Annotated in this window: 17 protein-coding genes; 8 read left to right on the top strand and 9 right to left on the bottom strand. The window is 44.2% G+C overall.

Going from position 1 to position 24343, the window contains the following annotated elements; translation table 11 throughout:
- Positions 1–138: 138 nt before the first annotated feature.
- From ACOSVP_RS17245 to ACOSVP_RS17235, 3 genes are read right to left on the bottom strand one after another with little or no spacing between them, the layout of a single operon-like run.
- The gene (locus ACOSVP_RS17245; RefSeq protein ID WP_487348719.1) at positions 139–1371 is read right to left on the bottom strand and encodes a glycosyltransferase family 4 protein; all 1233 of its coding nucleotides are present in this window, start codon (positions 1369–1371) and stop codon (positions 139–141) included.
- 51 nt (positions 1372–1422) lie between these two features.
- Entirely contained in the window at positions 1423–2610 is a 1188-nt protein-coding gene (locus tag ACOSVP_RS17240) for a hypothetical protein (RefSeq protein WP_487348718.1), read from the bottom strand.
- Positions 2603–4912, bottom strand: a complete 2310-nt coding sequence (locus ACOSVP_RS17235) for a glycosyltransferase family 9 protein (RefSeq protein WP_487348717.1) — start codon at positions 4910–4912, stop codon at positions 2603–2605. The genes ACOSVP_RS17240 and ACOSVP_RS17235 overlap by 8 nt, the downstream gene beginning before the upstream one ends.
- A 195-nt stretch (positions 4913–5107) precedes the next feature.
- On the opposite strand from ACOSVP_RS17235, the gene ACOSVP_RS17230 reads away from it, so the two are divergent.
- The 7 genes from ACOSVP_RS17230 (at position 5108) to ACOSVP_RS17200 (ending at position 16579) form a co-directional block, all read left to right on the top strand.
- Complete coding sequence (locus ACOSVP_RS17230; protein WP_487348716.1) at positions 5108–9388, top strand: DUF4347 domain-containing protein; 4281 nt, start codon at positions 5108–5110, stop codon at positions 9386–9388.
- A gap of 210 nt (positions 9389–9598) precedes the next feature.
- Positions 9599–10330, top strand: a complete 732-nt coding sequence (locus ACOSVP_RS17225) for an acylneuraminate cytidylyltransferase family protein (RefSeq protein WP_487348715.1) — start codon at positions 9599–9601, stop codon at positions 10328–10330.
- Positions 10330–11691, top strand: coding sequence for a glycosyltransferase family 2 protein (locus ACOSVP_RS17220; RefSeq protein WP_487348714.1), 1362 nt, complete (start codon positions 10330–10332; stop codon positions 11689–11691). Before ACOSVP_RS17225 ends, ACOSVP_RS17220 begins: the two co-directional genes overlap by 1 nt.
- A gap of 56 nt (positions 11692–11747) precedes the next feature.
- The gene (locus ACOSVP_RS17215) at positions 11748–12821 is read left to right on the top strand and encodes a Gfo/Idh/MocA family protein (protein WP_487348713.1); all 1074 of its coding nucleotides are present in this window, start codon (positions 11748–11750) and stop codon (positions 12819–12821) included.
- 84 nt (positions 12822–12905) lie between these two features.
- On the top strand, positions 12906–13796 hold the full coding sequence (gene aroF, locus ACOSVP_RS17210) for a 3-deoxy-7-phosphoheptulonate synthase (protein WP_487348712.1): 891 nt from the start codon (positions 12906–12908) through the stop codon (positions 13794–13796).
- On the top strand, positions 13793–14692 hold the full coding sequence (locus ACOSVP_RS17205; protein WP_487348711.1) for a shikimate dehydrogenase family protein: 900 nt from the start codon (positions 13793–13795) through the stop codon (positions 14690–14692). The genes aroF and ACOSVP_RS17205 overlap by 4 nt, the downstream gene beginning before the upstream one ends.
- A 3-nt stretch (positions 14693–14695) precedes the next feature.
- Complete coding sequence (locus tag ACOSVP_RS17200) at positions 14696–16579, top strand: hypothetical protein (RefSeq protein ID WP_487348710.1); 1884 nt, start codon at positions 14696–14698, stop codon at positions 16577–16579.
- 134 nt (positions 16580–16713) lie between these two features.
- On the opposite strand, the gene ACOSVP_RS17195 is transcribed toward ACOSVP_RS17200, so the two are convergent.
- Complete coding sequence (locus ACOSVP_RS17195) at positions 16714–18369, bottom strand: glycosyltransferase family 4 protein (RefSeq protein WP_487348709.1); 1656 nt, start codon at positions 18367–18369, stop codon at positions 16714–16716.
- A 537-nt stretch (positions 18370–18906) separates the two neighbouring features.
- The gene (gene efpL / locus ACOSVP_RS17190; RefSeq protein ID WP_487348708.1) at positions 18907–19479 is read right to left on the bottom strand and encodes an elongation factor P-like protein EfpL; all 573 of its coding nucleotides are present in this window, start codon (positions 19477–19479) and stop codon (positions 18907–18909) included.
- Between the two features lie 185 nt (positions 19480–19664).
- Between efpL and msrB the strand changes: the two genes are divergently transcribed.
- Positions 19665–20150, top strand: coding sequence for a peptide-methionine (R)-S-oxide reductase MsrB (gene msrB, locus ACOSVP_RS17185; protein ID WP_487348707.1), 486 nt, complete (start codon positions 19665–19667; stop codon positions 20148–20150).
- Here msrB and ACOSVP_RS17180 read toward each other — a convergent pair.
- From ACOSVP_RS17180 to ACOSVP_RS17165, 4 genes are all read right to left on the bottom strand, one after another.
- Positions 20147–20605 (bottom strand): methyltransferase family protein, encoded by a 459-nt coding sequence (locus ACOSVP_RS17180; RefSeq protein WP_487348706.1) that lies wholly within the window; start codon positions 20603–20605, stop codon positions 20147–20149. The genes msrB and ACOSVP_RS17180 overlap by 4 nt on opposite strands.
- A 16-nt stretch (positions 20606–20621) precedes the next feature.
- Positions 20622–21140: a GNAT family N-acetyltransferase gene (locus ACOSVP_RS17175; RefSeq protein ID WP_487348705.1), complete on the bottom strand. Its 519-nt coding sequence runs from the start codon at positions 21138–21140 to the stop codon at positions 20622–20624.
- Positions 21140–21739: a YitT family protein gene (locus tag ACOSVP_RS17170; RefSeq protein ID WP_487348704.1), complete on the bottom strand. Its 600-nt coding sequence runs from the start codon at positions 21737–21739 to the stop codon at positions 21140–21142. The genes ACOSVP_RS17175 and ACOSVP_RS17170 overlap by 1 nt, the downstream gene beginning before the upstream one ends.
- Before the next feature lie 268 nt (positions 21740–22007).
- Positions 22008–24302 carry a YgiQ family radical SAM protein gene (locus ACOSVP_RS17165; protein ID WP_487348703.1) on the bottom strand — a complete coding sequence of 765 codons (2295 nt, stop codon included), beginning with the start codon at positions 24300–24302 and terminating at the stop codon, positions 22008–22010.
- Positions 24303–24343: the final 41 nt, after the last annotated feature.

Raw genomic sequence — 24343 nt, 5'->3', positions numbered from 1 at the left:
GTTTATTCGATTTCAATGACTGAAAGCGAGTAAAAAATATAGCTTTTTCGCCTAAAACACTATTATTCAGAGGGCGCTCTCGATTATGAAAACCCTCAAAATAGTCTGTGACTTATTAAGGTTCTACCACGCATCAAGTTAAGTTTCAACCGAATCTCCTAACACACATTTAATCCATCTTGGTAATGTCACGCTATCTAGGTCAAACTGCGCGACGGCTTTCTGTCGTGCTACCTGTCCCAAATGGTGATATTTTTCAGGAGCATCCAGCACATTAGATACTTCGTTAGCAATGCCTTCTATATCAAAAAAGTCAACCAAGAGTCCATTTTCTCCGTGAGTAATCACCTCTTCAACTGGAGGGGTAGCCGAAGCGACCAGCGTGCAGCCTATCGACATGGCATCAACCATTGACCAGCTCAGGACAAATGGATAGGTCAAGTAAATGTGTACAGATGAGATCTGTAAAACACAACGATATTGGCCGTAAGCCAATTTACCTGTGAAATGAACTTTATCCCAATTAACTCGATTGCCTAACTCTCGTATATAGCGCTCTCGGTAGCACTCACCATTTGGCAAACGAGAGCCATAACTGACATCATCCCCGCCTACAACAAAAATTGTGGCATCAGGATGACGTGCTTGAATAGCGGGCAAACTTCGCATAAAACAGTGAAATCCACGATAAGGCTCTAGGTTTCGGGCAGCGTAGGTAACTATTTTATCTTGTTTTGTATATTGCCTCCCCTTCCATACAAAACTTGTTTCTGGGCTAGGCTGCATTAAATTGGTTCGAACTCCTTCATGAAGCACTTGAATTTTGCTGTGAAACTCAACTGGATAAAGCGACTTTTGCCATTGTGTGGGAGAAATCGCAATATCTGTTTGAGTTAGACTTAATAGTTGAGTTGAATTACGGCAAGTAATTCTAAACTGGCCATCAACCGAAGATGGAAACTCTGGATCAAAGCCTATATCTGTACCACCTGCCAGATAATAGAACTCGCAGTATTGGATCAGCTTAGCATTTGGAAAAATGCTTTTTAGAAAAAGGGCTTCCCCCCAACCGGAGTGTGCCACCACTACATCAGGGTGAATCCCACGTTTTTGCAAAGATTGGGCGGCACGCACTACTTGCTGACCACGGCGTACATCCTCTTCATGCCCTTTAACATAGTGATGAGTTTTTTCTCCTGCTCCATTTGGAGAGGCGTAGCCAAGTACAGATACACCTTTTGGGGCATAACCTTTAGGGATGTTCTTAACATCCCCCAAACCAATGACTTGATGCTGTGTATGCTCACCAAGCCATTCTGCGATATAACGAAATTGTGCTGGGAAGTTTTGATGAATGAACAAAATAACCAAAGGTTTTACCTCTTTAGTATAATGATATGAATGGGCAGAATTCTATCAGCATCACAATGACTGGATAAGTAAGCGTTCGGTTTGCTCAAGTATATAAGGCATTGCTGTTTGACGTTGCTGAATTTGCTGAGCCTTCTCTAGTGCACTGTGCCATTTATCTGAATCGTTTAGCTCCTCAGTTAAAAACGGCTCTATACGTTGAAGATCAGCTGTATTTGCTATGGCTACACAGGCTTTAATTTGAGATAGAGTTTGTTGTGTATTAAGCCTTTGCTCGAAATGGCGCGGTAATAATACTTGGTAACGTCCCGCAAGAATGGCTTCTTCGGTCATATTAATACCTGCATGATGTATACAGACACTTGCTCGTGCAAACATCTCTTTGATATTTGAAGCTTGTCGTAAAACGGTTAGCCCTTGCTTTACCCAGTGCCCCAATTCTTGATGATTCGCTCCAATAATTAAACATTCAGCGGACAATTTATATTGTGCAATAGTAGTTAGTATTGAGTAAGTCAGAGGATGCCTATAATGTAAATAAACACATAAGTGATATCGGTTAGGCACTGAGATGGGGGTAATTTCATGGGTCAAAGGCCCCTTGGCAATATCTCTAGCGCTCCCATAAATATCTAGCTCTTTGATGACAGAGACAATTTGCGCTTGCCCTTGGATAATACTAGGAAGGTCTGTTGGCACCTGAATATTGTATTGCTGTGCGACACGAATTGCATTGTCCAATAATAACTGTTCTGACCAAACATTTTCTTCTCCTTGGCGCAGGTTTGAAAAAGAGCCATTTGCGGCATGAGGCACAACAAAGCCATCACCAAAGCAAATAACAGGGATCCGCTGAAAGCAGGCGAGTGATAGCAAGGGGGCGTAGTCTGCAATGATGATATCTGGCTGGTAACGATGCAAAATCTCATCCCATTGGGAGACAACACGTTGCATTGTGTTGAGATAGGCAAAGCCACCAACCCCCAGCAAATCGCTATAAGAAGCTGCTTTAAAAGCAGTTGATTCGTGCCAAGACGGTTGGTTTATTGGGGCTTGAATCAGTGGTATTCGATGTTGCTTATAACGTTCTTTTAATGTTTGAGGGTTGGCTGCTGCAACAATAGGGACGTAACCAGATTGCCTTAACATAATAGCAACTTTAAGAAGTCGAGATGCGTGCCCCATACCACCACCTAGTTCCCAAGCCAATAACACTCGGCGCATTCGCTTGCTAGACATTAGATACCTCGGGGTGATGATGTAGCGCGTTTTGCAATGCTTCACGAACCGTTGCCACTGGTACTGCCCATTCACCAATGGTTGTTTGTCTAATCAAGGTAATGGCTGGATACCAAGGTGTATCACTGCGCTCGGCTAACCAGCGCCAATCATTATTCTGGGGTAACAGAACAAATGTTGGGATATTTAAAATACCTGCCATGTGAGCCATTGAGGTGCAGCTTGTGATGACATAGTCACACTGTTGCAAAAGAGCAAAGGTATCTAGCAGACTGCCTTGCTTTGCTTTAATTAGGCTACCAATGTCTTGTATTTTATCCTCGACTCCTGCAGAAAAGATTTCTTCGATAGCCAAATCGTTAATTTGTAACGACACATAATGAATCTCTTCTAAGTCTAATAATGGCAGCATTGGAGCCAAGCCAGGAGAGCGAGTTTTATCCGCTTTAAACTCTGGGTTTCCGCGCCAGCATAATGCAACGGTTAACTTTCCTTTGGGATGGATAGTATTTTGCCATGTTTCTTTAAGTGCAGTAGAACACCAAGTTTCAGGTGTCGGGGTCGGCGGTGGAATTTGCTCTATATGATGAATGCCCAACGCCATAGGCAAGCTCATTAATGGAACCCAATAGTCAAATGTAGAAAATGTTTGTGTTTTGTCCCAATCGAAAACCTGCTCTTCAGGGAGGATTTTTTTGATTACTGGCAATGTTGCAGACTTACCCGCGAAGCATACCTTTAATGCTGTTGTTTGTTTTAGATAGTGGATGAAACGCGCAAACTGTAACGTATCGCCAATACCTTGTTCATCGAGTATGAGTAAGGAGCCTGTCTTATGCTGTTCTGAATTCCAGCGTTGCGCTCGTTCAGGATGAACTTGGCGTAATTTTAAAGCTTCATGCCTATACTCAAAATGAGGCCAAGCTTTAGCATAATCACCAAGATATAGGTAGTTAAACGCCAAATTCCAGTGGTTAGTAGCCTTATCTTCCTGTTGAACAGCTAGCTCCAGTAGGGGCGTTGCTTGCTCTGCGAGCCCCATACGGCGATAGGTATTCCCAAGTCCGATCAGCCCACCAATATGATTCGGGCTTATTTCTAGGAGCTTTTTAAATAGTTCACTGGCTTGTTGATATCTACCTATCTCTGAGAGTTGATTCGCACTATTGACATAGGCTGCAATTCGTTGCTCTTCACTCTGCATAATAAGTTGCTGGTATATTTCTAAGGCGTGAGAAATATCATTGGCTTGTTGAGCTTGTATTGCGGCACTAAGTAGCCATTTATCGTGAAGTGTGTGGCCCGGCTGCCAGCCCTCAATAAGATTTTCTAGCTGGGTAAATGTGTTTTTAGGTTGAGTATCCGAAAGAAATTGTTTGATATCTTGTTGATATGGTTTCTTGCCAAGCCAACCATAAAAACGCAGCAGCCATTGCACCATTTCTGTTTCTGCCTCGACTAGATCCTCGCCTTCGTAACTACAGCAGTGTGGCCCAGCAAAGTCTAGATTATCGCCACTGGCTGGCAGAATAATAGGCACATGCTGTGACAAAGCATAAAGTGGAGATAACTGATAATCACGCATTCCTTCAGCGGGTAAATAGAGTACGACATGACATTCGCCAACAAGGCTAAACTCGCTAGGAGGTATATACCGAATGTTTGCGCTGTTTTTTGCCCTCTGTTTAAATGAGTATGAGCCATTTGGCAAGCATAATATGATATTGGGTACTACCTTTTCTATTCGCGCCGTCATTCTATTTAGGAGAGCTTCTTTTTCTTCACTAATCGCACCTTCAACCCAAATTGCCAAGCTAGGCCTTAGCCATCCTCGTGTGGTTTGTTTGTGTTCCATCACGCCATGACGCAATAAAGGTGTGCATATCACATTACTGATACCTTGTGATCTGAGAAGGCTGTAATCATAAGTATTTGTACAGACCCAATAATCCGGTTGCCAACTGTTGTTCCAGCTTTGCACCCCTGCTACTGGGTCTATCACATCTAAAATGACATAGTTAGACTTACCTTGAATATGAATCGGTTCTCCTTGATCACTAAGAACATGTAGCACGGACATTGGGATAGATCGTCGAGAATCGTAAGCCGATTCGTTTTTTTTATATGTTTCAAATTCCTTTGCAAAAAAAACTTTTTGGGCAAAGGTCAGATGCGCTTCCTCTGGAAGAGAGAGTAGCAAAGGGTATGCTCTCTTATCTTTCATAAACTTCAGCCAATTAATTAAGCTTTTGCTTAAGTGGAAGGAAGCTTTGTTGAAATGTAATGCGAATACATGCGCCATAGAGAGTCTACTTTTTATTACAGAGTTCATTGCGTTAAGTTCATGACAATCTGCATCAAATATGCAATATTTACAATTTATTTGCGCTTTTATTTGACGTCTTAAGTGAGGCTTACTGTGTTAGATGAGCAATACTCTTACGAAGCTATTCAGTTAACCACTGCTACTTCTTCATTAGAAGGAATTTTGTTCATCATGGATGATGTTAACAACTACGATGAATTGCTGTCTTCGGTCGGTGATACCACCGAAGTGGTTTTATTGGATTCTCGAGGCAATGGCCTAGCCCAAATGGCCACTTATCTGGCGAATTACAAAGATCTGTCTTTTATAGAAGTTGCCAGCCATGGATCGAAGGACAGCATTAGTCTAGGTTCGTTGAGATTAGATCCTGACAACATAGATGATAATCAGGCCTTACTTAGTCAACTGGGAAGTTCTCTCTCTGATACGGGCGACCTATTATTGCTTGGGTGTGATATTGCCACTGACGAGCATTCAGATTTTCTTAACCAAATTGCTAGTATCACGGGGGCAGACGTTGCCGCTTCTAGCAATGGTACTGGACGTGGTGAAGACAGCGACTGGGTGTTGGAAACCTCTGTTGGTGAGATTGATAGTAATAACAACTTACAATTCTATACCAGCCATAATCCTAATGTTTATCTAGCAACTATTACTGGCACAAATAACGCTGAGGATATAACAGGGAGTTCACTGACCGATATTATCAGTGCATTAGATGGTAATGATACGGTTAGTGGCCTTGGTGGTAACGATACCATTTATGGCGGCGCCAGCAGTACTGACGGCGATGATGTGTTGTATGGCGGTGATGGTAATGACTTCCTATACGGCCATTCAGGTAACGACCTGCTCTATGGTGAAAGTGGTAATGATGCGCTTTCTGGACACAGTGGTAATGATACCTTATGGGGTGGGCAAGGTAACGATACTCTTATCCCCGGCAACGATGATGACTTAGGCTACGGTGGTGATGGCAACGATTGGGTTTGGGGTGGTAATGGTAACGATACACTTTATGGCGATGCTGGCACCGATACCGTAAGTGGTGATGCTGGTGACGACGTTCTATACGGTGGCGATGACAATGATACATTAAGTGGTTTTGCCGGAGCTGATATTCTCTATGGTGGAGATGGGGATGATGTGCTCCGAGGTGGATCGGATGCTGATTTCTTATATGGTGGTACAGGTAATGATACCTTCATAATGAGTAGCTCTGATCAGGCTGCTGGCGAAAGCATCATGGATCTAGAAATTGGAGATATTCTCCAAATTAACGGGGTCACTGGCTTGACTAGTGCGAATGTGCGTTTCAACGGAACAGCACTGGAGATAGACACTAACGCTACAGATTTTGCATCCCCTGAATACACCATCACCCTTAATGAAGATAAAACGGGGCTACTAGGCTTTACTGTTGCGGATTTTGGCAGCAGTACTCAGATTACTTTTATTACGGGTAATGATTCTCCTGTCTTTACTGGTCTGGATGCCACGCCTTCTTATACTGAGAATGGTACTGCGGTTGTGCTCGACGCTAATGTGACGGTAGCGGATACCGAACTGGATGCATTGAATAGTGCGTCGGGGAACTACAATGGAGCCACATTAACCATTACGCGCAATGGTGGTGCTGATGCTGATGATGTGTTTGGTCTGAGCGGTTCTAGCCTAACAGAAGGTGGGACGCTCACGATTAACTCAATCGATATCGGCACGGTGACAACAAATTCTAATGGTTCGCTAGTGCTGACGTTTAACGCTTCAGCGACAACGGCTTTAGTCAACCAAGCTTTACAGACAATTACATACAGTAATAGCTCTAACGCACCGGATGCTTCAGTGGTATTAGATTGGACCTTTAATGATGGTACATCCAATAGCACTGGAACGAATCGAACCACCATTTCCATTACTACTGTTAACGATGCGCCGATCCTAGACAATAATCAAACGCCTGTTCTAAATAGCATAATTGAGGATGCTACAACAGCAGCCAACATAGGTACAGATATAGCTACATTGGTTGTAAATGGCTCTATAACCGATGCAGATGGTTCTGCTGTAGAAGCAATTGCTGTTACCGAAGTAGATAATACCAATGGCGCTTGGCAATACAGCACCGATAATGGCACAAGCTGGCTTAACTTCTCAGCAACCACTGGACAAGCCGTTGACCTATCTTCTGCCTCACGCTTGTTAGATGGAAGCTTAGTCGGAGGCAGTACTCAACTGGTGCGCTTTGTACCCAATGCTAATTACGATGGTAGCGCTAATATCACTTTCAGAGCGTGGGATAAATCCACAGGCAGCGCAGGTAGCACAGCGAATACAAGTACTAATGGCACTAGTACTGCTTTCTCTTCTGCAACAGATACGGCAGCCATTACCATTACGCCTGTGCAGGATGCTCCAACGGCTGTCAATGGTACTCAAACCATTGTATTTAATGGCAGTCATACTTTTGCCGCATCAGACTTTGGCTTTAGCGATGTTGATTCTGGCGATTCATTAGTCAGCGTTAAAGTGGTAACACTTCCTACAGACGGTACATTGAAATTAAGCAATGTCGATGTGACAGCGGGACAAGTCATTCCGGTCGCAAACCTGACTAATTTAGTGTTTGCGTCAACCACAGGGGAATCCGGCACAGCTTATGCGACCATGACCTTTACGGTAAACGATGGCACTGATGATTCTGTGTCAGCCAATACATTAACCTTTAATGTTAACGCAGAGCCAACGCCTCCTACCGCGCTAACTACTACAACCACAGTCGATGGTACAACAGTCAGGACTCAAAATGAGCAGGATAGCCAAGGCAATACCATTGGTGTAGTTACCATAGCACCAGTCACGTCAGGACGTCAGGATACGGATGATACATCGACAGGTGCCGATATACCGTTTCAGTTTGTTGGCAATGACACTAATAATGTAGTCACTTTATTAAGCCTGCCAACAGGATTGGGGGCTCGAGTATTATCAAGCAGTACCGCCAGTAACCTCAACCAAGTGTCGAATCTGATTAATCTTATCAACGATACGGGGGCCGATACTGAAGACTCACAAGCAGCACAAGCCGCAGCTACAACCTTTATCAATGGCTCAAGTGGTAATAACATCTGGGTAAACTCAGTCACTTTGAATGGTTCAGCCTCTTCTGGTAATAGCTCAGTCCAGTTGACCGGTACCTCAAATACAGCTCAACGGGAAGCTATAGTTATTGATACCCGTCAAGTATCCGGTGGGGCGCAGATACAGCTGGATAACATCGAATATTCTTTCGTAGCAGGACAAGCCACAGTCACAGGCGGTGCTGGCGAAAACTACTCTCAAGGAGATGATAACGCGCAGTTTATTCGACTCGGTGCTGAAGACGATGAGCTTCACGGCGGCGGTGGCGACGATATTGTCGGCTCCCTAGGCGGAGACGATATTTTATATGGTGACCGCGGCAATGACACCGTCTTTGGTGGTAGTGGTGATGATACTGTCTTTGGCGGCGCTGGCGACGATGTATTGCAAGGAGGTCAAAGTGTGCGTGGCTCCCTCTTGTTTACGCTGAATGATCAGAATGAAATCGTCACTACTTACACCCCAGCTGATGAACATCTTAAAGAGACGGAGTCCTTTAGCATTATTGGGGATTGGTATAGCAAAGCTTCGTTTTTAGACAGCAATATGCATGTGCAAGAACTCCTCTTAACCGCAGAGAACTTAAGCAATGTCGAGAACTGGGGCTTGATTTTACAAGCCACTGATAGCTATGGCTTTATAGCGCAAGACAGTAATATGCTACAAACTCTAGCCATTGCCTATCAAGCGATCTACGATGAACTACCCAATGCGAGTACTATGACAACTCTAGCTCGGCTAAACCTAACACCAGAAGAGATTGGTGAAACGGGTTATCTAGCTTGGCGCGCTAAACAAAGCAGTTTCTTTGAAGACTACACTCAAATCCAACAAGTAACTGAATTATTTACGGATTTCTGGGGCAGCGCCCCCACCATAGATGAAGTGCAGAGCGCTGTGGATGAGCTTAATGCAGGAGGCTCTTGGAATACATTATTCCTAAACTTGGCACAATCAGAGAAAGCACATAGAGCACATGAAAATTCCCAAGGCTTAATCCAAATTGTGGCGGACACTAATCTTAATGAAAGTGGCCTATCAACCGATCTAGGTGATGACCAACTCTTTGGTGGGATAGGTAACGATACCCTAATTGGCTCATACGGTAATGACCTACTTGATGGTGGCGATGGCATAGACACTGTTGTACAACAACATATACTAGCTGACTATCAAGTGGCTCAGCTAGAAGATGGCAGTTTGACCCTGACCTACCTGAAGGACGCTTACAAGGAAGTGGATCACTTAGTAGATGTTGAGTACGTTCAGTTTAGCGATCAATTGATCGGTATAAATGAACTGCTGTCTTAGTTAATTTGATAACGGTTTAAAATTATTAGCTATCACTCCAGAAGCCCCAGCAACTAACTATTGCTGGGGCTTTTTATTGTTTAACGCTCAAACTAGCAGATGTAGCGATTCAGAAAGTGGATTTTAAAAGACTCTCAATAAGCTACAATACGAACTATTACAATTGCTAACAAAACTCATAATACTATTTAATACTTGTTTGGATTTTCAATGAAAACGATTTGCATCATCCCTGCGCGAGGAGGGTCAAAAGGGCTACCACACAAAAACGTTAGATTGTTAGCAGGACAACCTCTTATTAGCTGGCCTGTTAAGGCGGCTTTGGCTTCAGAAGTAATCGATAGAGTTTTTGTCAGCACTGATGACCCAGCCATCGCTGACTGCGCTCGTGCTGCGGGCGCAGAGGTTCCGTTCTTACGCCCGGCTCAGTTTGCAGAAGACTTAACCACCACAGAAGCTACACTCCAACAAGCGCTATTAGAATATGAAGAGTATTCTAACGAGACATTTGATATTGCCGTATTCCTCACTGCAACAGACATTTTTCGCCAACCTAATTGGATCACCGAAGCCGTTAATGCTTTAAAAAGTAACCCTGAATTAGAAAGTGCTTTTGCCGTCCAACAAACAACGAAGAATTATTGGCACAAGAATCAAAATGCTGAATGGGAGAGAGTACTTCCCTGGATGCGAGAATACTCTTCACGTCAGATTAGAGAGAAAATTTATCGTGAGGATACAGGACAAGCTTGTGCTTCTCGAGCTCAGTTATGGCGAGATGGACGAAGAATCGGAGATAATGTTCACCTAATCCCCAACAACCTTCCTGAAACATCGATAGATATCCATACAGAATTTGATCTTTTTTTAGCAGAAAAAGCTATCGAATACTTATCAAAGAATCACCCTGATCGCGCCACAATATTTACTGAAGGCTTTTGATGAATACTCTATTATCCAAGAAACCTTTAGTGTCTATTATTGTTCGAAGCAAAAATGAAGAGCGCTGGATAGGCCTTTGTTTGAATGCAATTGCCAAGCAAACCTACTCTAATTACGAAGTTATACTCGTTGATAATGCATCGACCGATCGTACTGTCAGTAAAGCAGAACAGTATGACATCAAGTTAGTGAGCATTAATGAGTTTCTTCCTGGAAAAGCCATTAATGACGGTATTCGCAAGAGCCAGGGTGAGATTTTTGTTATTCTTTCCGCCCATTGCATACCCGTCGATGAACACTGGCTAACGAACCTTATTAGTCCTTTGGATGATATAAGCATTGCGGGCGTATATGGCCGCCAAGAGCCTCTATCATTTACCCCCGCGACCGACAAACGTGACTTAGCGATTACCTTTGGCTTAGACCCCAAGATACAAATCAAGGACTCCTTCTTTCATAACGCTAACAGCGCATTGCGACGTGAGATGTGGCAGCGTTTCCCGTTCGATGAACATGTTACCAATATTGAAGATCGCGTATGGGGTGTTGAAGTCATCAATGCAGGGCTAAAAATTGCCTATGAGCCAACTGCGAGTGTTTACCATTATCACGGCATTCATCAAGACCGGAATCTCGAGCGAGCAAATAAGATTGTCCATATCATGGAAAGCTTGCACGGCCCTCATGTAGACCTTACAAACATTACTAAAAATAATGTTCGAGTTGCAGCACTTATTCCGGTTCGCGGAAAGTCTCTTCAATACAGTGACACTAGCCTTCTTACAAGAACGATTAATTATCTTGATTCATGCAATACCGTCACTGAAATAATCGTCTCCACTGATAATGAAGATACTGCCGCCCTAGCCCGTCAAGCTGGAGCAAGCACTCCCTTTATTAGGCCTCCTCGCCTATCAGAAGATTACGTCGACCTTCTCCAGGTACTCAAATTTAGTTTAGAAGAAATGGAAAAGACTCTGGGTATCTTTGATTTAATTGTAATCGTTGAAGAGACTTACCCATTCCGTGAGTTAGGCATGATTGATGATATGGTTTTACAAGCTCTAGATAATGATCTCGATACGGTTCTAGCAACGAAAGTGGAAAGCCGCCCTATCTGGCTAGATAATGAACGTGAAATTAAGCAAATCAGTACTCCAGACTTTATACCTAGAGACCTCAGCCAAGAAAGAGCACATATTGGCCTAACTGGGCTTGGATGTATTGTGCGCCCAGCATTGCTAAGAAACGGTATTTTATTTGGGAAAAATATGGGATTACACCCTGTCCAAAACCCCCTCTCAAGTATTGAAGTTCGTTCACAGCAAGATCTCGAATACTGCTTACAACTACTAAAGTGAACGTTCTGCTTTCATAATTACCTAACAACGTCGGTTTTAATCCATTTGAGAAGTATATGGCAGATAAAACATCTATGAGGGTTGCATTGCTCGGTTGCGGTAGAGTGGCAGAACACTATTGTAAAATGTTACTTGAGCTGGACCCAGTTGAAGAATTCCATGTTGTTGCAGTGTGTGACAGCAACCCGCAAAAAAGCGAATCAATGGCACTGTCATTCAATTGTTCGAGCTTTACGAATATTGAAGACATGCTAAATTTCGGTGAACTTGATGTGGTGTTTGTTTTAACACCTTCAGGCTACCATTTTGAGCACGCGCTAATGATTTTAAATCACGGTGTAAACGTTGTCTGTGAAAAGCCAGTAACAATGACACCAGATGAGGCCCTCAAGCTGGAATCCATTGCAGTTAAGCAATCTCTTTTCTGTGCAACGGTGTTTCAAAATCGTCTAAATCCGGCGCTACAAGCCACTAAAAACGCGATAAAAGCAGGACGTTTAAAAAAGCTGGTGACAGCGAACATTCGGCTACAGTGGTGTCGTTATCAAGACTATTATGAAGACGGTTGGCACGGCACTTGGGCCCTGGATGGAGGTGTAATAAACCAGCAGGCGATTCATCATATTGATGCTTTACAATGGTTATGTGGGCCCATTGATAGTGTCTGTGCTACCTCGGCAAATAGGCTTAATAAACTGGAAGCTGAAGATACTCTAACAGCCATACTACGATTTAAGAATGGAGCTCTAGGTACAATCGAAGCCACAACCGCAGCACGTCCAAAGGATTTCGAAGCGGCACTGTCCTTGGTGGGAGAAGGTGGTAAAATTCAAGTCGGAGGCATTGCTCTTAACAAAATCGAGCATTGGGAGTTTGTTGACCAACAACCACACGACGACACTGTTGCCGAGCATTTTAGTGTTGATGTACCCACTGGCTATGGTCTAAGTCACTCAACGTATTTCCGCGAATTGGTCGCCAGCTTTAAACAGAAAACCACACCCAGTGTGTCAATTCCTTCGGCATTAAAGACGTTGAACTTAGTCCATGCTTTATACGCCAGTATTGAAAAAAATGCCTGGGTCAAGCTTGAGGATGCCCCCCGATCCTCTAAACTAGGCCGCCATTAAATAAAAGTTTAAAACAACAATTATAGTGATGCATTAGCGCATCTTACTCGTAACTATTTCTAAAGTTGTTCTCGGAGTTCCCTTATGTCGATTGAAAACAAAGCCCCAGGAAAAGATATTTCTATGGAGGATATGGTCAGCAAGTTCCCCCTTGCAGCTAAAAAACATCCGGAACATCGATCTCGTTTTGAGGTACAGGGCGTCGAGTTTGGTGGTGACCTTATCCCTATATTTGCTGGCCCAAATATGGTCGAGTCCGAAGAACTCATCATCAAAACAGCAACGGCCGTTAAAAAGCATGGTGCCCACTTCCTGCGTGGTGGAGCATTTAAGCCCCTTAGCTTTCCTTATCGCTCAGAGAAATACACTGAAACACGAGAAAATGGACTGGCATGGCTTAAGAAAGCCAGGGATGAGGTAGGCATACCTATTATCACAGAAGTGATGGAAGAGCGTTTTGTCGATGCTGTTGCCGATGTCGCTGATATTATCCAGATTGGCGCTCGTAATATGCAAAACTATCCTTTGCTTACACGCGTAGCTAAAACAGGGAAGCCAATCATGCTTAAACGCCATTTTGGTTGCTCCTTAAGAGATTGGCTAGGCGCCGCGGAATACATTCTGATAGAGGGGAATGAACAGGTGATTCTATGTGAGCGTGGCGTGAGCGCACCTCATACTCACCGTAGCTCTTCACGCTTTCTTTTAGACCTACAAGTCGTACCCGCTGCTCAAGAGGTAACTCACCTTCCTGTAGTTACAGACCCTAGCCATGCAACATTTTGGCGTAAATGGGTCAAGCCCATGGCACTCGCCTCCATTGCAGCAGGGGCGGATGGTGTTATGCTGGAAGTTCACCCTGATCCAGAAAACGCTGCTGTTGATCCTCTACAACCAATTAATTTTGATGCATTTGGAGAATTAATGGCTGATATGAATTTAGTAGCCAACGCAGTGGGACGACGTGTCAAATGAGTTCAAAAATCCCTTATATTGATAATGAGTTAGAACTGCCAAATGGTGAGTTCTCAGCCATTATCGGTGCAGCGCCATCCAAAGGAGCTCGCTCTCCATTGTTATGGAATGCAGTATATGAGGCTCAAAATATTGATTCTCGGATGTTGCCATTAGATGTTAGCTCCGAAAAGCTCCCTCTGTTATTAGAGTGGTTAAACAAAAACAGTCTGTATACTGGGGGCGCTGTTGCCGTGCCTCACAAACAAGCTGTAGCCCATTGGCTACCGATTGAATATTTAGACAATAGTGCCAAAGGTATTTTTGCTGTTAACGCTTTATTTCGAAATAAAAAAGGGCAGCTTTGCGGGGCAAATACTGATGGTCTTGCTGCAAAACAAGTATTGGATGAGGCAGGACTAAATGTTACGGATAAAGTTGTAGTTCTTGGCTTTGGCGGAGTGTCTAAAGCCATCATAAACGCCATCAAGGACACCGTTTCTAAAGCATATGTAGTCTCTCGATCATATGATGATGAAAACGCACAACAACTTGCACATTGGTTGGGCGTTGAGTTGATTGCTCCTACATCTAATCTAAGAGAATTAAGACATACAACAGTACTTATCAACGCAACCGTGCTGGGATCCACTCCTGATTACGATAAGCTCAGTCCAATCACACAACTAAACCAGCTAGATCTTGCCCCATTAAAAATTGCTTTTGATGTCGTCTACAATCCTTCTAATACTCATTTTCTACAAGGAATGTCTAAGCACACCAGACGCTATAACGGATTGAGAATGAACCTTCTACAAGCTGCCCACGGCTTTAAACTGGCCCATCCAAAAACTGCTTTAGAGCTTATTGAGTCAGTTATGGGTCAAGCTGCTCAACAGCTCAAAGAAGGCTCCTGAATTATGACGGCTCCAGATCAAAAGCAAATAGAGGATAACTTCAAAAGGTTAGAAGCACTATTTCGAGAAGGGAGAATCTCCCAACTCTGGTCTCAATTGCAACCAATAAATGAAAGGGATCTTGAAGAGAAACACCGTCGAAAATACTACTACTATACGCTGTCTTGCGCTGTGTATGAGGTTGGCGATATTAATCGAGCCATGCGGCTTAACCGTACACTCGATTTCAGCATCCATCCAACAATGCGCTACCGCCTCTGTCTACGTCAGAAAGACTTTGCTACTGCTAGGCGTCTGCGACATGCCTATGATTATAATGAGAGTATATTAGCTGATTTTCGCTACACTTTAGGCTTACATTGCTTAGCGAAAGGAAAATTTAAATTCGGTTTTCACTTCTATCAAGAACGCTACCGGGCCATTAACACTCCCAAAAGCCTGATGGAGCCACTTCAATATCACTATTTAACTCAGAACCCAGAGGAAGACCCAAATAATATTATTCTAGAGCAAGGAATGGGGGAGGTATTGATCAGTCTTCTACATATAAAGAACTCTGGCTTACACAAAAATTCAAACTTCTGTGGTATGCCAAAATACCGACGTCTGGTTAATCACTTGTTCCCCGAAGCAAATTACTACAGCCGACTCAAACTTTCAGAATTCGACGGTCAGCATGCCATTTTAGCGCTTGATTTTTTAAAGCGAAGTTGGCTCGAAAAGAGAACATTTGAGTCCAAAGTGGCATTAGACACACCACTTAAAACTCGACATTCAAAACCTAAATTTGGCATCTGTTGGCGAGGTGGTTCCGGTCAGAACCGTCGAGAGGAGCGCCATATTCCTTTGCAGTTTTTTATCGAGTTTCTTCCTAAAGAACATGATTATATTGTGCTGCAGTATGATGTGACGGAACAAGAACGAGAGTTTTTAAGTAAGTACTCTAATATTCAAATCCCTTTAGTCGATTTAACGGATGACACATTGGTCTCATTCGATTTAGTTAGAGAGCTAGCTGGGGTCATCTCTGTGGCGGGTGCTAACTGGCACCTTGCTGGCTGCGCAAATATTCCGTTTTTAGCTATCATGCATAGCTCTGCACATTGGCTATGGGGAAGTAACGCGGATGCTAAATCCGTCTACCCTAGTGCTACAACAATCGCCAAAGAAGCACTCACATACTCTCATGTAGATATATGGAGCCAATCAGCCCTCACTGCATGGCAATCAAGGGATATCGAAGATTACCCAGCGGAACTAGATCTCTCAGAGCGACCTGTTTTTATAACAGGTTTACCATCCTCAGCACTAACCCAAGTAATGGAACAGTTTATCAGACAGGGGGTATGGCATGAAAAAAATATAGACAATAATACATACAAAGACCCGATTGAATCTTTAGATAATTCTTTAATTCGCCACCGCCTGCTTTTTAATATCCTTAAACGGCTGAATGCAAATATAGACGGCACTCTATTCCCACCTTCAGCGGAGCAATTGCCGCCATTTCCTTGGCTTCACTTTCAAATAGAGCGAGCCTTAAATGAGCAAGGCTATCGAAAAGGTAATCTATGGGCATTGAAGGACTTTCGTCTAGCACTCCTATGGCCATTACTAGCACGTGCCTATCCCAACGCAACATGGGTGATTGTTAAGTCTTCCCCAGAAAAAGTTGCTTCAGAACTGGCTAACCATCCACATTATTCGCAACAGTCTACTAGCACAGAGTACTGGAGAAGCTACATAAATGCCTTTAACGAGAGACTGAATATATTAGATCAAAGCAGTGAAAATATTGCAGTGATAGATGCTGACAACACTAGTACAACAGAAGCTCACATCTCGTATATTCTGAGCTCAATACAGGCTCCTCAGGCTCTTGGCTAAACTTAGGAAGAGCCTTAACTTTCACAGATACTAATTAAGTAATTGTTTAATCTTTTTAAGGTTATTTGAATTTATACTTCCGCTTTAAATTACTTCAATATAATTCTTGAGGCAAAAAATTCTCTAAACATTCCTTAAAGTGAATGTTTTCGAATATTAATTTCGATCAAATCAAATTTCCAAAGCCACATAATAGCTTGAACTCCTAGAGGATTAGAAAGCCCCATTTGAACTAATAAAGACTCCACACTTACTTCTCCTTTCCGATTCAAGTATTGCAAGATCTGCAAAAGTACTACTTCTGAAAAACCATTTTCATTGAAGGCAAAGTTAACAGCCACAAGAGATGAAAGGTCATGTAGCCGTAAGATTGAATCTTTTTTAGCCCTTACTGGCCAAAATCTATTCAATTTTTCACTGGAAAAATGAGCAAAACGCTTAAAAGGATCAGTATGCGGCGGCCATGATACCGGGGGAGCTTTAGCATGCTGAGCCCTCACTTCATTAAGATGATCAGACAACTCAGAGTAACGCTCCAGAATGATGGGCCAATCAAAAGACTCCGCATGCTTCTGCCCCATATCACCCATTTTCAAGCGCAATTCAGAATCAAGTACTAAACACTCAAACGCTTGAGCTAAGGCTTGAGGTTCAACGACAGTAGCTAGGCTTGTTTCGCCAATATAACGATCATAGTTATCCCTGCCCAAAACATATCTAGCGACAGACTCGTGACCCGTTCCATGAGGTGCCGAAATTGTTGGTATTCTAAAGCCATCAATCCCATCACGTACAGTATCTTTATATCCACTCCAATCAGATACTACAACAGGCAAGCCTGCAGCCATTGCTTCGACAGGAGTGAGACCAAATGTTTCTTGGATGTTATCAGACAGAGATGTAAAAATATCTGCTGCTTGCCAAGCTGCTTGATAGTTAGTGTTTCCCTCACCATTTACATATATAAAGCGAACGGAAGGAGCCAAAGTATTTCGAGCATTAATGAAGGCCTCTCGATAATGGTCCGCAGGGAAAGTTCCAGCCTCAATACATACCAAAGGTTTTTTAGTAGACTGAGCGACCTTTTCCAACGCTTGATAAAGTACAGCCGGATTAGCTTTAGCGGTAAAAGATAATCGCCCGGCAAAAAGAAAAGCTACTTCATCATCAGAAATATTAAAGGATCTTCTAGACTGGTGACGGTCACCAGATTTTCTTTTTAACTCAGGTACATTAATGCCTAGAGGTATAACGGGTTTTACAACGTCAACAAACCGACTAGCTCCCGTTGTATCATGCAAATATGCTTGCATTTCAGAATGTAAATCACTGACTAAACCATGAGCGGCCTTAGAAGTACAAATCAAAGCATCCCACGGTTGAAAAGGAGGTAGAATTAAATCGGAAATAAAGTCTGTAACAGAAGATGAAGAAAGAGTGTGAGTCACCCCTATGAAACTGAATGCACTTGGAGAAATTTGGTTACGAGCTGCAGCTAGATTCTTAACAAGTGGGGCTGGGTAATAAATACTCCCCATTTCCCTTGCTGCACACCATTCAGGTAAAATACTGCAAGCAACCTGTCCCACAAAACCTTCTTGTTGAAGCTGTTGTACCATTTCTTTAGCAGCTTTCTGCGTCGATACAACCCCTCTTAGAATAGAATTTGACCACTTACGGGCTATTCCACGAATTAAAGCTTTACCCGCAGCTTGGCGCCCCATCATTTTGTTAGCAGTTGAGTAGGCATCATTAGCAAAATACAAGGCAAAGGAGGGCCTGTCGTTCATTGATTCCTCTTATTTCAATACGTAGAAGTTAATAATGTCCGTCATCTCGGAGGATATTTGGCATTTAAGTCATAGTTATTTATATCAAACTCTTTGACTTTTAGCCGCATGAAATTAAATAACTTAGGCACTTTTCAGTGGCATAATGAAGTCTGGTCGATTCAATCAGATTAAGCAAAGCATTAGTCGCCAACGAAACTGATGGGACAATGGAACGATTCTTTAGAGACTTAAAAACAGAGCGAATGCAGGAATTAGGTTATCGGACTTTTATAGAAACTAAGTATGCAATATCAGATTGTATATTCGGCAATTTCTACCTAATAAAACCACACCAAAACAGAAACATGTTGCCACCTGAAAAAGCAGAAGAGCTGTATTGGAAGCACCATAAAACCTCGGCCCAAGTTTGACCTGAACACTATAGTATTGAAAAGTGACAACCTTATTTAGGGCGGGGCAGAATATATAAATAAAAGGGCTGTGAATTCACATTCACAGCCCTTTTCACTGTCAGGCAGACAATAAGCGTGTTGCTTATTTTTCCGCACGACCGCCGAATTTACGCTCTTCCACGTTAACACGGATACGCTCGCCCGTAGCGATGTACTCCGGTACTTGGATCGTTGCACCTGTTGATAGTACTGCAGGCTTAGTACGAGACGTTGCTGATGCACCCTTGATAGATGGGTCTGTTTCAACAACCGTTAGCTCAACTACTTGAGGTAGTTCAATCGCGACTGGCGCACCGCTTACCAACACTACTTGGATGCCCGTTGTATCTTCCGTGAAGAATTCTACTTCTTCAGCGATCGCATCTTTGTGTAGGTTGAAAGGTGTGTAATCTTCTTGGTCCATGAAGACATATTCTTCACCGTCCAAGTAAGAAAACGTTACTGGACGACGTAGCAAATCAGCAAGATTCAACATTTCAGAATCTTTGAAAGTCTCATCGACTTTACGTCCAGTGACTACATCGTACATACGCATACGGTACAAGCTACCACCGGCACGGCCTTGCGGAACCGAACGCTCGATATCACGCACAATATAAGTTTTACCATCGTATTCAACGGCGGTGTTACGTTTAATTTCACTGGCTTTTGGCATTTTCAATTGTCCTAAACAAAATTTAACCAAGGTTCTTAAGCGAGCCCTTCTTCGCAGTCGCTGATGCTAAGCGACTTCGAGGTTTTGTGCCACTACTTAATACACTTGTTGTAAGAAACTGATTGCATCTTCGTCTAATTTTAACGATAGAGACAACATCATTGTCCTTGATGAGGAGCAAGATCATGAAACGTAGAAGTTTTATCCAAGGTAGTCTCGCACTGCTGTTGATGAGCCGCGGCTTAAGCGCGATTGCCGCCTCTGTCAGTGAGGCGAACTTTGAAATCACCCGTACCGAGGCCGAGTGGCGAGCCCTACTGAGTGATTTTGAATACCAAGTAATGCGTGAAGAAGCCACCGAACGCGCCCATTCCAGCCCACTCAATCACGAGAAACGTGAAGGTATTTTCCATTGCAAAGGCTGTGATCTGGCTCTGTATGACTCGAAAACCAAGTACGACAGCGGTACTGGTTGGCCGAGTTTTTATGACAGTTTACCCAATGCCGTTGCCACCAAAGAGGATCGCAGCTGGTTTGTCACCCGTACCGAAGTGCATTGCCGCCGCTGTGGAAGCCATTTGGGGCATGTCTTTGATGATGGTCCAGCGCCCACAGGCTTGCGCCACTGTATCAATGGTGTGGCGCTGTCCTTTGTGGCGAGTAACGCCTAGAACCAGCGTGGCACACGGTGAAGATAGTCTTGGTAGGCTTGCCCGAAGCGGTAGCGCAGGATGCGCTCCTCGGGCTCAATTTGATAGCGCGTCAAAAACCAAACAAACGCCATGATGTAAAACACCAATAACGGCGAACCAAGCCACAACATTAGACTGGCCAGCAATAGCACAAAACCCAAATACATAGGATTGCGTGAATAGGCGTAAATGCCACGGCACACCAAGGTGCTGGATTGGTGGGGATCACGAGGATCGGGGGTGGTTTTATGAGCAATAAATTCCACTAGGCCCAACACACAACAGACAGCGCCAACGAAAAATACCACCCAGCCTAATAAGCATAAGAACCAGCCAATCTGCCAAGCAGGAAAACACGCCGCACTGCCCCACATCAGCAATCCCACGATCACAAAGGACAATGCCGGCGGCACTTTTAATTCTAGACAATCCATCGCTTTCCCCTGTTGCTTAACTCTCAATCAGTTTAGCGCTGACAATCGATTTTGCCATGCTGGTGTTTTCAAGCAACACGCCATAACGCTCCACTTGATTACGTTGTGTCGGCATAAAACCTAGCTTAAGGAAAAATTCATAGGCAGCATCCGATGCCTGCACCTGCCATTCGGTTTTATCTGGAAAGTGCAACGATAACTCCTCAAATGCCGTAACCAGCAATTGTTTTGCAATGCCTTGTCGCTGAGCTCGCGGGCAAACGTACAAACACTCGATATCACCGAGATTATCCAATTCGATAAAACCCAAGCACTCCTTGTTTTTCTCGTCTCGGGCAATCCAAACCAGATGCTGTTCCAGACGTGCTTTCCAACCCGAGGCATCCAGACAATCTGGTGCCCAGGCTAACTTTTGCTCCGATGAGTAGATGGCATCAGGGATCGCATGAACACTTCGATGAAACACATTAAGAAGTTCTCGAACATTCATTCCTTTGAAGTCAAACGCTTCAATTACAACGGTATTAGGATTCATTAAGCGTGTTTAGTCTCACTGTTTTGTGCCCATTTGGGAGGGCGATGATAACGGCCAACCACTGAGCTCAAAAGTAAAAAGGCCAATAAAGAGTACAACAAGCTCCATGCATCCAACACTAGCACGGCCGCTGTCAGCACTCCTAAATCCGCGATTAAGGTGGTTTTGCTCGCATGAATATTGAAACGACGTTCCAAATATACCGCCAAGATATTCAAACCACCTAGTGAAGCATTATGACGAAATAGAATAATTAGTCCAAAGCCCACCAACATGCCACCTAGAATGGCCGAAGCAATCGGATGAATATCGATATGGATAGTCTGGCGAAATATTTCAGACAATATTGAGAGGATACTGACCGCAGCAAAGGTACGCAGGGCAAACTCTTTACCCAAGGCACGCCACGCCAAAATATAAAACGGCAAGTTCAAAACAAAAAACAACTGACCGAAGGTTAAGCTGGTCATTTTCAACAAAATCATACCGATACCTGCGGTACCGCTAATCAAAAGTCCAACCGAGTTTAAAAGGTGTAGGCCAAGCGCCACGAGCATGCAGCCTTCTAGAATAGAAAGCCATTGGTGTGTGAGTTTCATAATGTGATCCCATCAGCAATACGCTCACTTTTGGTGGAGCGCAGATTAATAACGCCAACCTCTTGTGGAGGTCGTAACGCGGGTTTTGCACCGAGTTGAATGTGTCGATGCAGTTTTTGTACCAGATATGGGGTCAGATTATGCGAGATTTTCGCCGCATTTGCACCCTTTTAGAGACATTCTTCGCTTGCTCGCTTCAAAACAGAGCAGCCATAAAAAAAGCCCCAACCAGCAGGAGCTGATTGGGGCTTTCGAATTTTAGTGTTAATTAACGGGCACGACGTGCTGGTGAACCTTTACTCTTAGAGCGATTCGCGCCGCCCTTCGTAGCAGGTTTCGCGCCTGCCGGACGGTTTGCGCCAGCACCACTGTTACCATTTACCTTATTCGATTTACGCTGATTACGCTCGTTCTCGGCGTTTTTCTCCATCGTCGGACGGTTACTGGTATGGGAAGCACCGGTCTTCTGCCCTGGTTTGGCTTTGGTCGGACGACGTGGCGTACGCTTGTCTTTTTCTTCGTCTGGCACCAACTGATGCTTACCGTTACCAATCAGATCCGCTCGGCCCATTACACGTAGCGTTTCACGCAGTGCTGGCCAGTTTTTCGGATCGTGGTAACGCAAGAAGCCCTTCTGTACGGTACGTTCTTTATAATCTTTTGGCGTGTGTACGTTTTCACTCTTATAGGTCACACCGTGAAGCGGGTTCTTACCTGAGTGGTACATGGCGGTGGCCAATGACATCGGCGATGGATAGAACGTTTGTACCTGATCCGGCTTAAAGTCATTTTTCTTCAACCAGACAGCAAGGTTCATCATATCTTCATCACTACTACCTGGGTGTGCAGCGATGAAATAGGGAATCAAATGCTGGGTCTTACCCGCCTCTTTCGAGAACTTGTCGAACATTTTTTTGAAGCGGTCATAAGTGCCCATGCCTGGCTTCATCATTTTCGACAGGGTCCCCTCTTCCGAATGCTCTGGAGCAATCTTCAACAGGCCGCCCACGTGATAAGTCACCAACTCACGGACATACTCAGGATCTTCAACGGCCAGGTCGTAACGCAAACCCGAGGCAATCGACACCTTATGGATCCCTTTCACGGCACGGGCTTTACGGTACAACTCGGTGGTCGCGCTGTGATCAGTTTTCAAATTCGAACAAATGGTTGGGTAGACACAGGACAACTTACGGCACGATGCTTGGATTTCATCATCGTTACAGTTCAAGTGGTACATGTTCGATGTGGGGCCACCCAAATCAGAAATATGACCGGTAAAGCCTGGCACCTTACGCTTAATGTCTTCAATCTCATTAAGAATCGATTCGTGTGAACGAGACTGAATTACGCGACCTTCGTGTTCAGTGATAGAACAGAAAGTACAGCCACCAAAACAACCGCGCATGATGTTGATCGAAGTCTTGATCATGTCATAGGCCGGAATACGCGCTTTTTGGTATTTTGGATGCGGCACACGGGCATAAGGCAAATCGAACACACCGTCCATTTCCGGTGTTTCCAACGGAATTGGTGGTGGGTTGACCCAAATTTCTTTCTTGCCATGTTTTTGAATCAAGGCACGAGCGTTATGTGGGTTCGACTCTAGGTGCAAAATACGCGAGGTATGTGCATACAACACAGGGTCTTTAGAAACTTTCTCAAACGATGGTAGACGGATATACGTTTTCTCCGCATCCAGTTTCTCCCCTTTACGCAACGGCGCAGGGATCACTCGGATCGGCATCACATCATCGTCTTTATCAGCCTCGCCGGTCTGACATTTTCCTTCCGGAATATATTCATACGGACTGTAAATCTGATCCACCTTACCCGGCCAATCCACGCGTGTTGAGTCGATCTCAGTATAACCGCCTGGCGGTACATCACGAATCACGGTGGTGCCGCGTACATTTAAGATCTCATCCATGCGCTTACCATTGGCCATCGCATGAGTGACCTCAATGATGGCACGCTCAGCGTTACCGTATAAAAGGATATCAGCCGTGGAGTCCACCAATACCGAACGACGTACTTCATCACTCCAGTAATCGTACTGGGCGATACGGCGTAGACTCGCCTCGATACCACCGATCATCACTGGCACATCATGGTAGGCTTGTTTACAGCGTTGTGAATACACAATAACCGCACGATCTGGACGCTTGCCACCTTCACCGTAAGGTGTGTAGGCATCGTCGTTACGCACTTTTAGGTCAGCGGTATAGCGGTTGATCATGGAGTCCATGTTACCGGCCGTAACACCAAAATAGAGGTTCGGACGACCAAGACGCATAAAGTCGTCTGGGCTACGCCAATCCGGCTGATCAATGATACCAACACGGAAACCTTGTGCTTCCAGCACGCGCCCCATTACCGCCATACCAAAGCTTGGATGGTCTACGTAGGCATCCCCAGTGACGATAATGACGTCACAGCTGTCCCAACCTAGGGCATCCATTTCTTCACGGCTGGTCGGTAAAAATGGCGCAACGCCAAAGCATTCCGCCCAATAAGGCGAATAAGAGAAAATATCTGGAGCGGTTTTGTGTCGTTTGATCATATGAACTCTATCCCAAGCGATGAACGCTTGGGAGATTGGTG

Source organism: Marinomonas sp. HM11-D (assembly GCF_057626615.1).
Note: the sequence above shows the minus strand (reverse complement) of the source record. Positions and strands in the feature narration are given on the sequence as shown.

Excerpts from the sequence above, each read along its gene's own strand:
- ACOSVP_RS17240 (WP_487348718.1), bottom strand. The coding sequence starts at position 2,610 with ATGTCTAGCAAGCGAATGCGCCGAGTGTTATTGGCTTGGGAACTAGGT.
- ACOSVP_RS17235 (WP_487348717.1), bottom strand. The coding sequence starts at position 4,912 with ATGGCGCATGTATTCGCATTACATTTCAACAAAGCTTCCTTCCACTTA.
- ACOSVP_RS17230 (WP_487348716.1), top strand. The coding sequence starts at position 5,108 with ATGGATGATGTTAACAACTACGATGAATTGCTGTCTTCGGTCGGTGAT.
- ACOSVP_RS17225 (WP_487348715.1), top strand. The coding sequence starts at position 9,599 with ATGAAAACGATTTGCATCATCCCTGCGCGAGGAGGGTCAAAAGGGCTA.
- ACOSVP_RS17220 (WP_487348714.1), top strand. The coding sequence starts at position 10,330 with ATGAATACTCTATTATCCAAGAAACCTTTAGTGTCTATTATTGTTCGA.
- ACOSVP_RS17215 (WP_487348713.1), top strand. The coding sequence starts at position 11,748 with ATGGCAGATAAAACATCTATGAGGGTTGCATTGCTCGGTTGCGGTAGA.
- aroF (WP_487348712.1), top strand. The coding sequence starts at position 12,906 with ATGTCGATTGAAAACAAAGCCCCAGGAAAAGATATTTCTATGGAGGAT.
- ACOSVP_RS17205 (WP_487348711.1), top strand. The coding sequence starts at position 13,793 with ATGAGTTCAAAAATCCCTTATATTGATAATGAGTTAGAACTGCCAAAT.
- ACOSVP_RS17200 (WP_487348710.1), top strand. The coding sequence starts at position 14,696 with ATGACGGCTCCAGATCAAAAGCAAATAGAGGATAACTTCAAAAGGTTA.
- ACOSVP_RS17195 (WP_487348709.1), bottom strand. The coding sequence starts at position 18,369 with ATGAACGACAGGCCCTCCTTTGCCTTGTATTTTGCTAATGATGCCTAC.
- efpL (WP_487348708.1), bottom strand. The coding sequence starts at position 19,479 with ATGCCAAAAGCCAGTGAAATTAAACGTAACACCGCCGTTGAATACGAT.
- msrB (WP_487348707.1), top strand. The coding sequence starts at position 19,665 with ATGAAACGTAGAAGTTTTATCCAAGGTAGTCTCGCACTGCTGTTGATG.
- ACOSVP_RS17180 (WP_487348706.1), bottom strand. The coding sequence starts at position 20,605 with ATGGATTGTCTAGAATTAAAAGTGCCGCCGGCATTGTCCTTTGTGATC.
- ACOSVP_RS17175 (WP_487348705.1), bottom strand. The coding sequence starts at position 21,140 with ATGAATCCTAATACCGTTGTAATTGAAGCGTTTGACTTCAAAGGAATG.
- ACOSVP_RS17170 (WP_487348704.1), bottom strand. The coding sequence starts at position 21,739 with ATGAAACTCACACACCAATGGCTTTCTATTCTAGAAGGCTGCATGCTC.
- ACOSVP_RS17165 (WP_487348703.1), bottom strand. The coding sequence starts at position 24,302 with ATGATCAAACGACACAAAACCGCTCCAGATATTTTCTCTTATTCGCCT.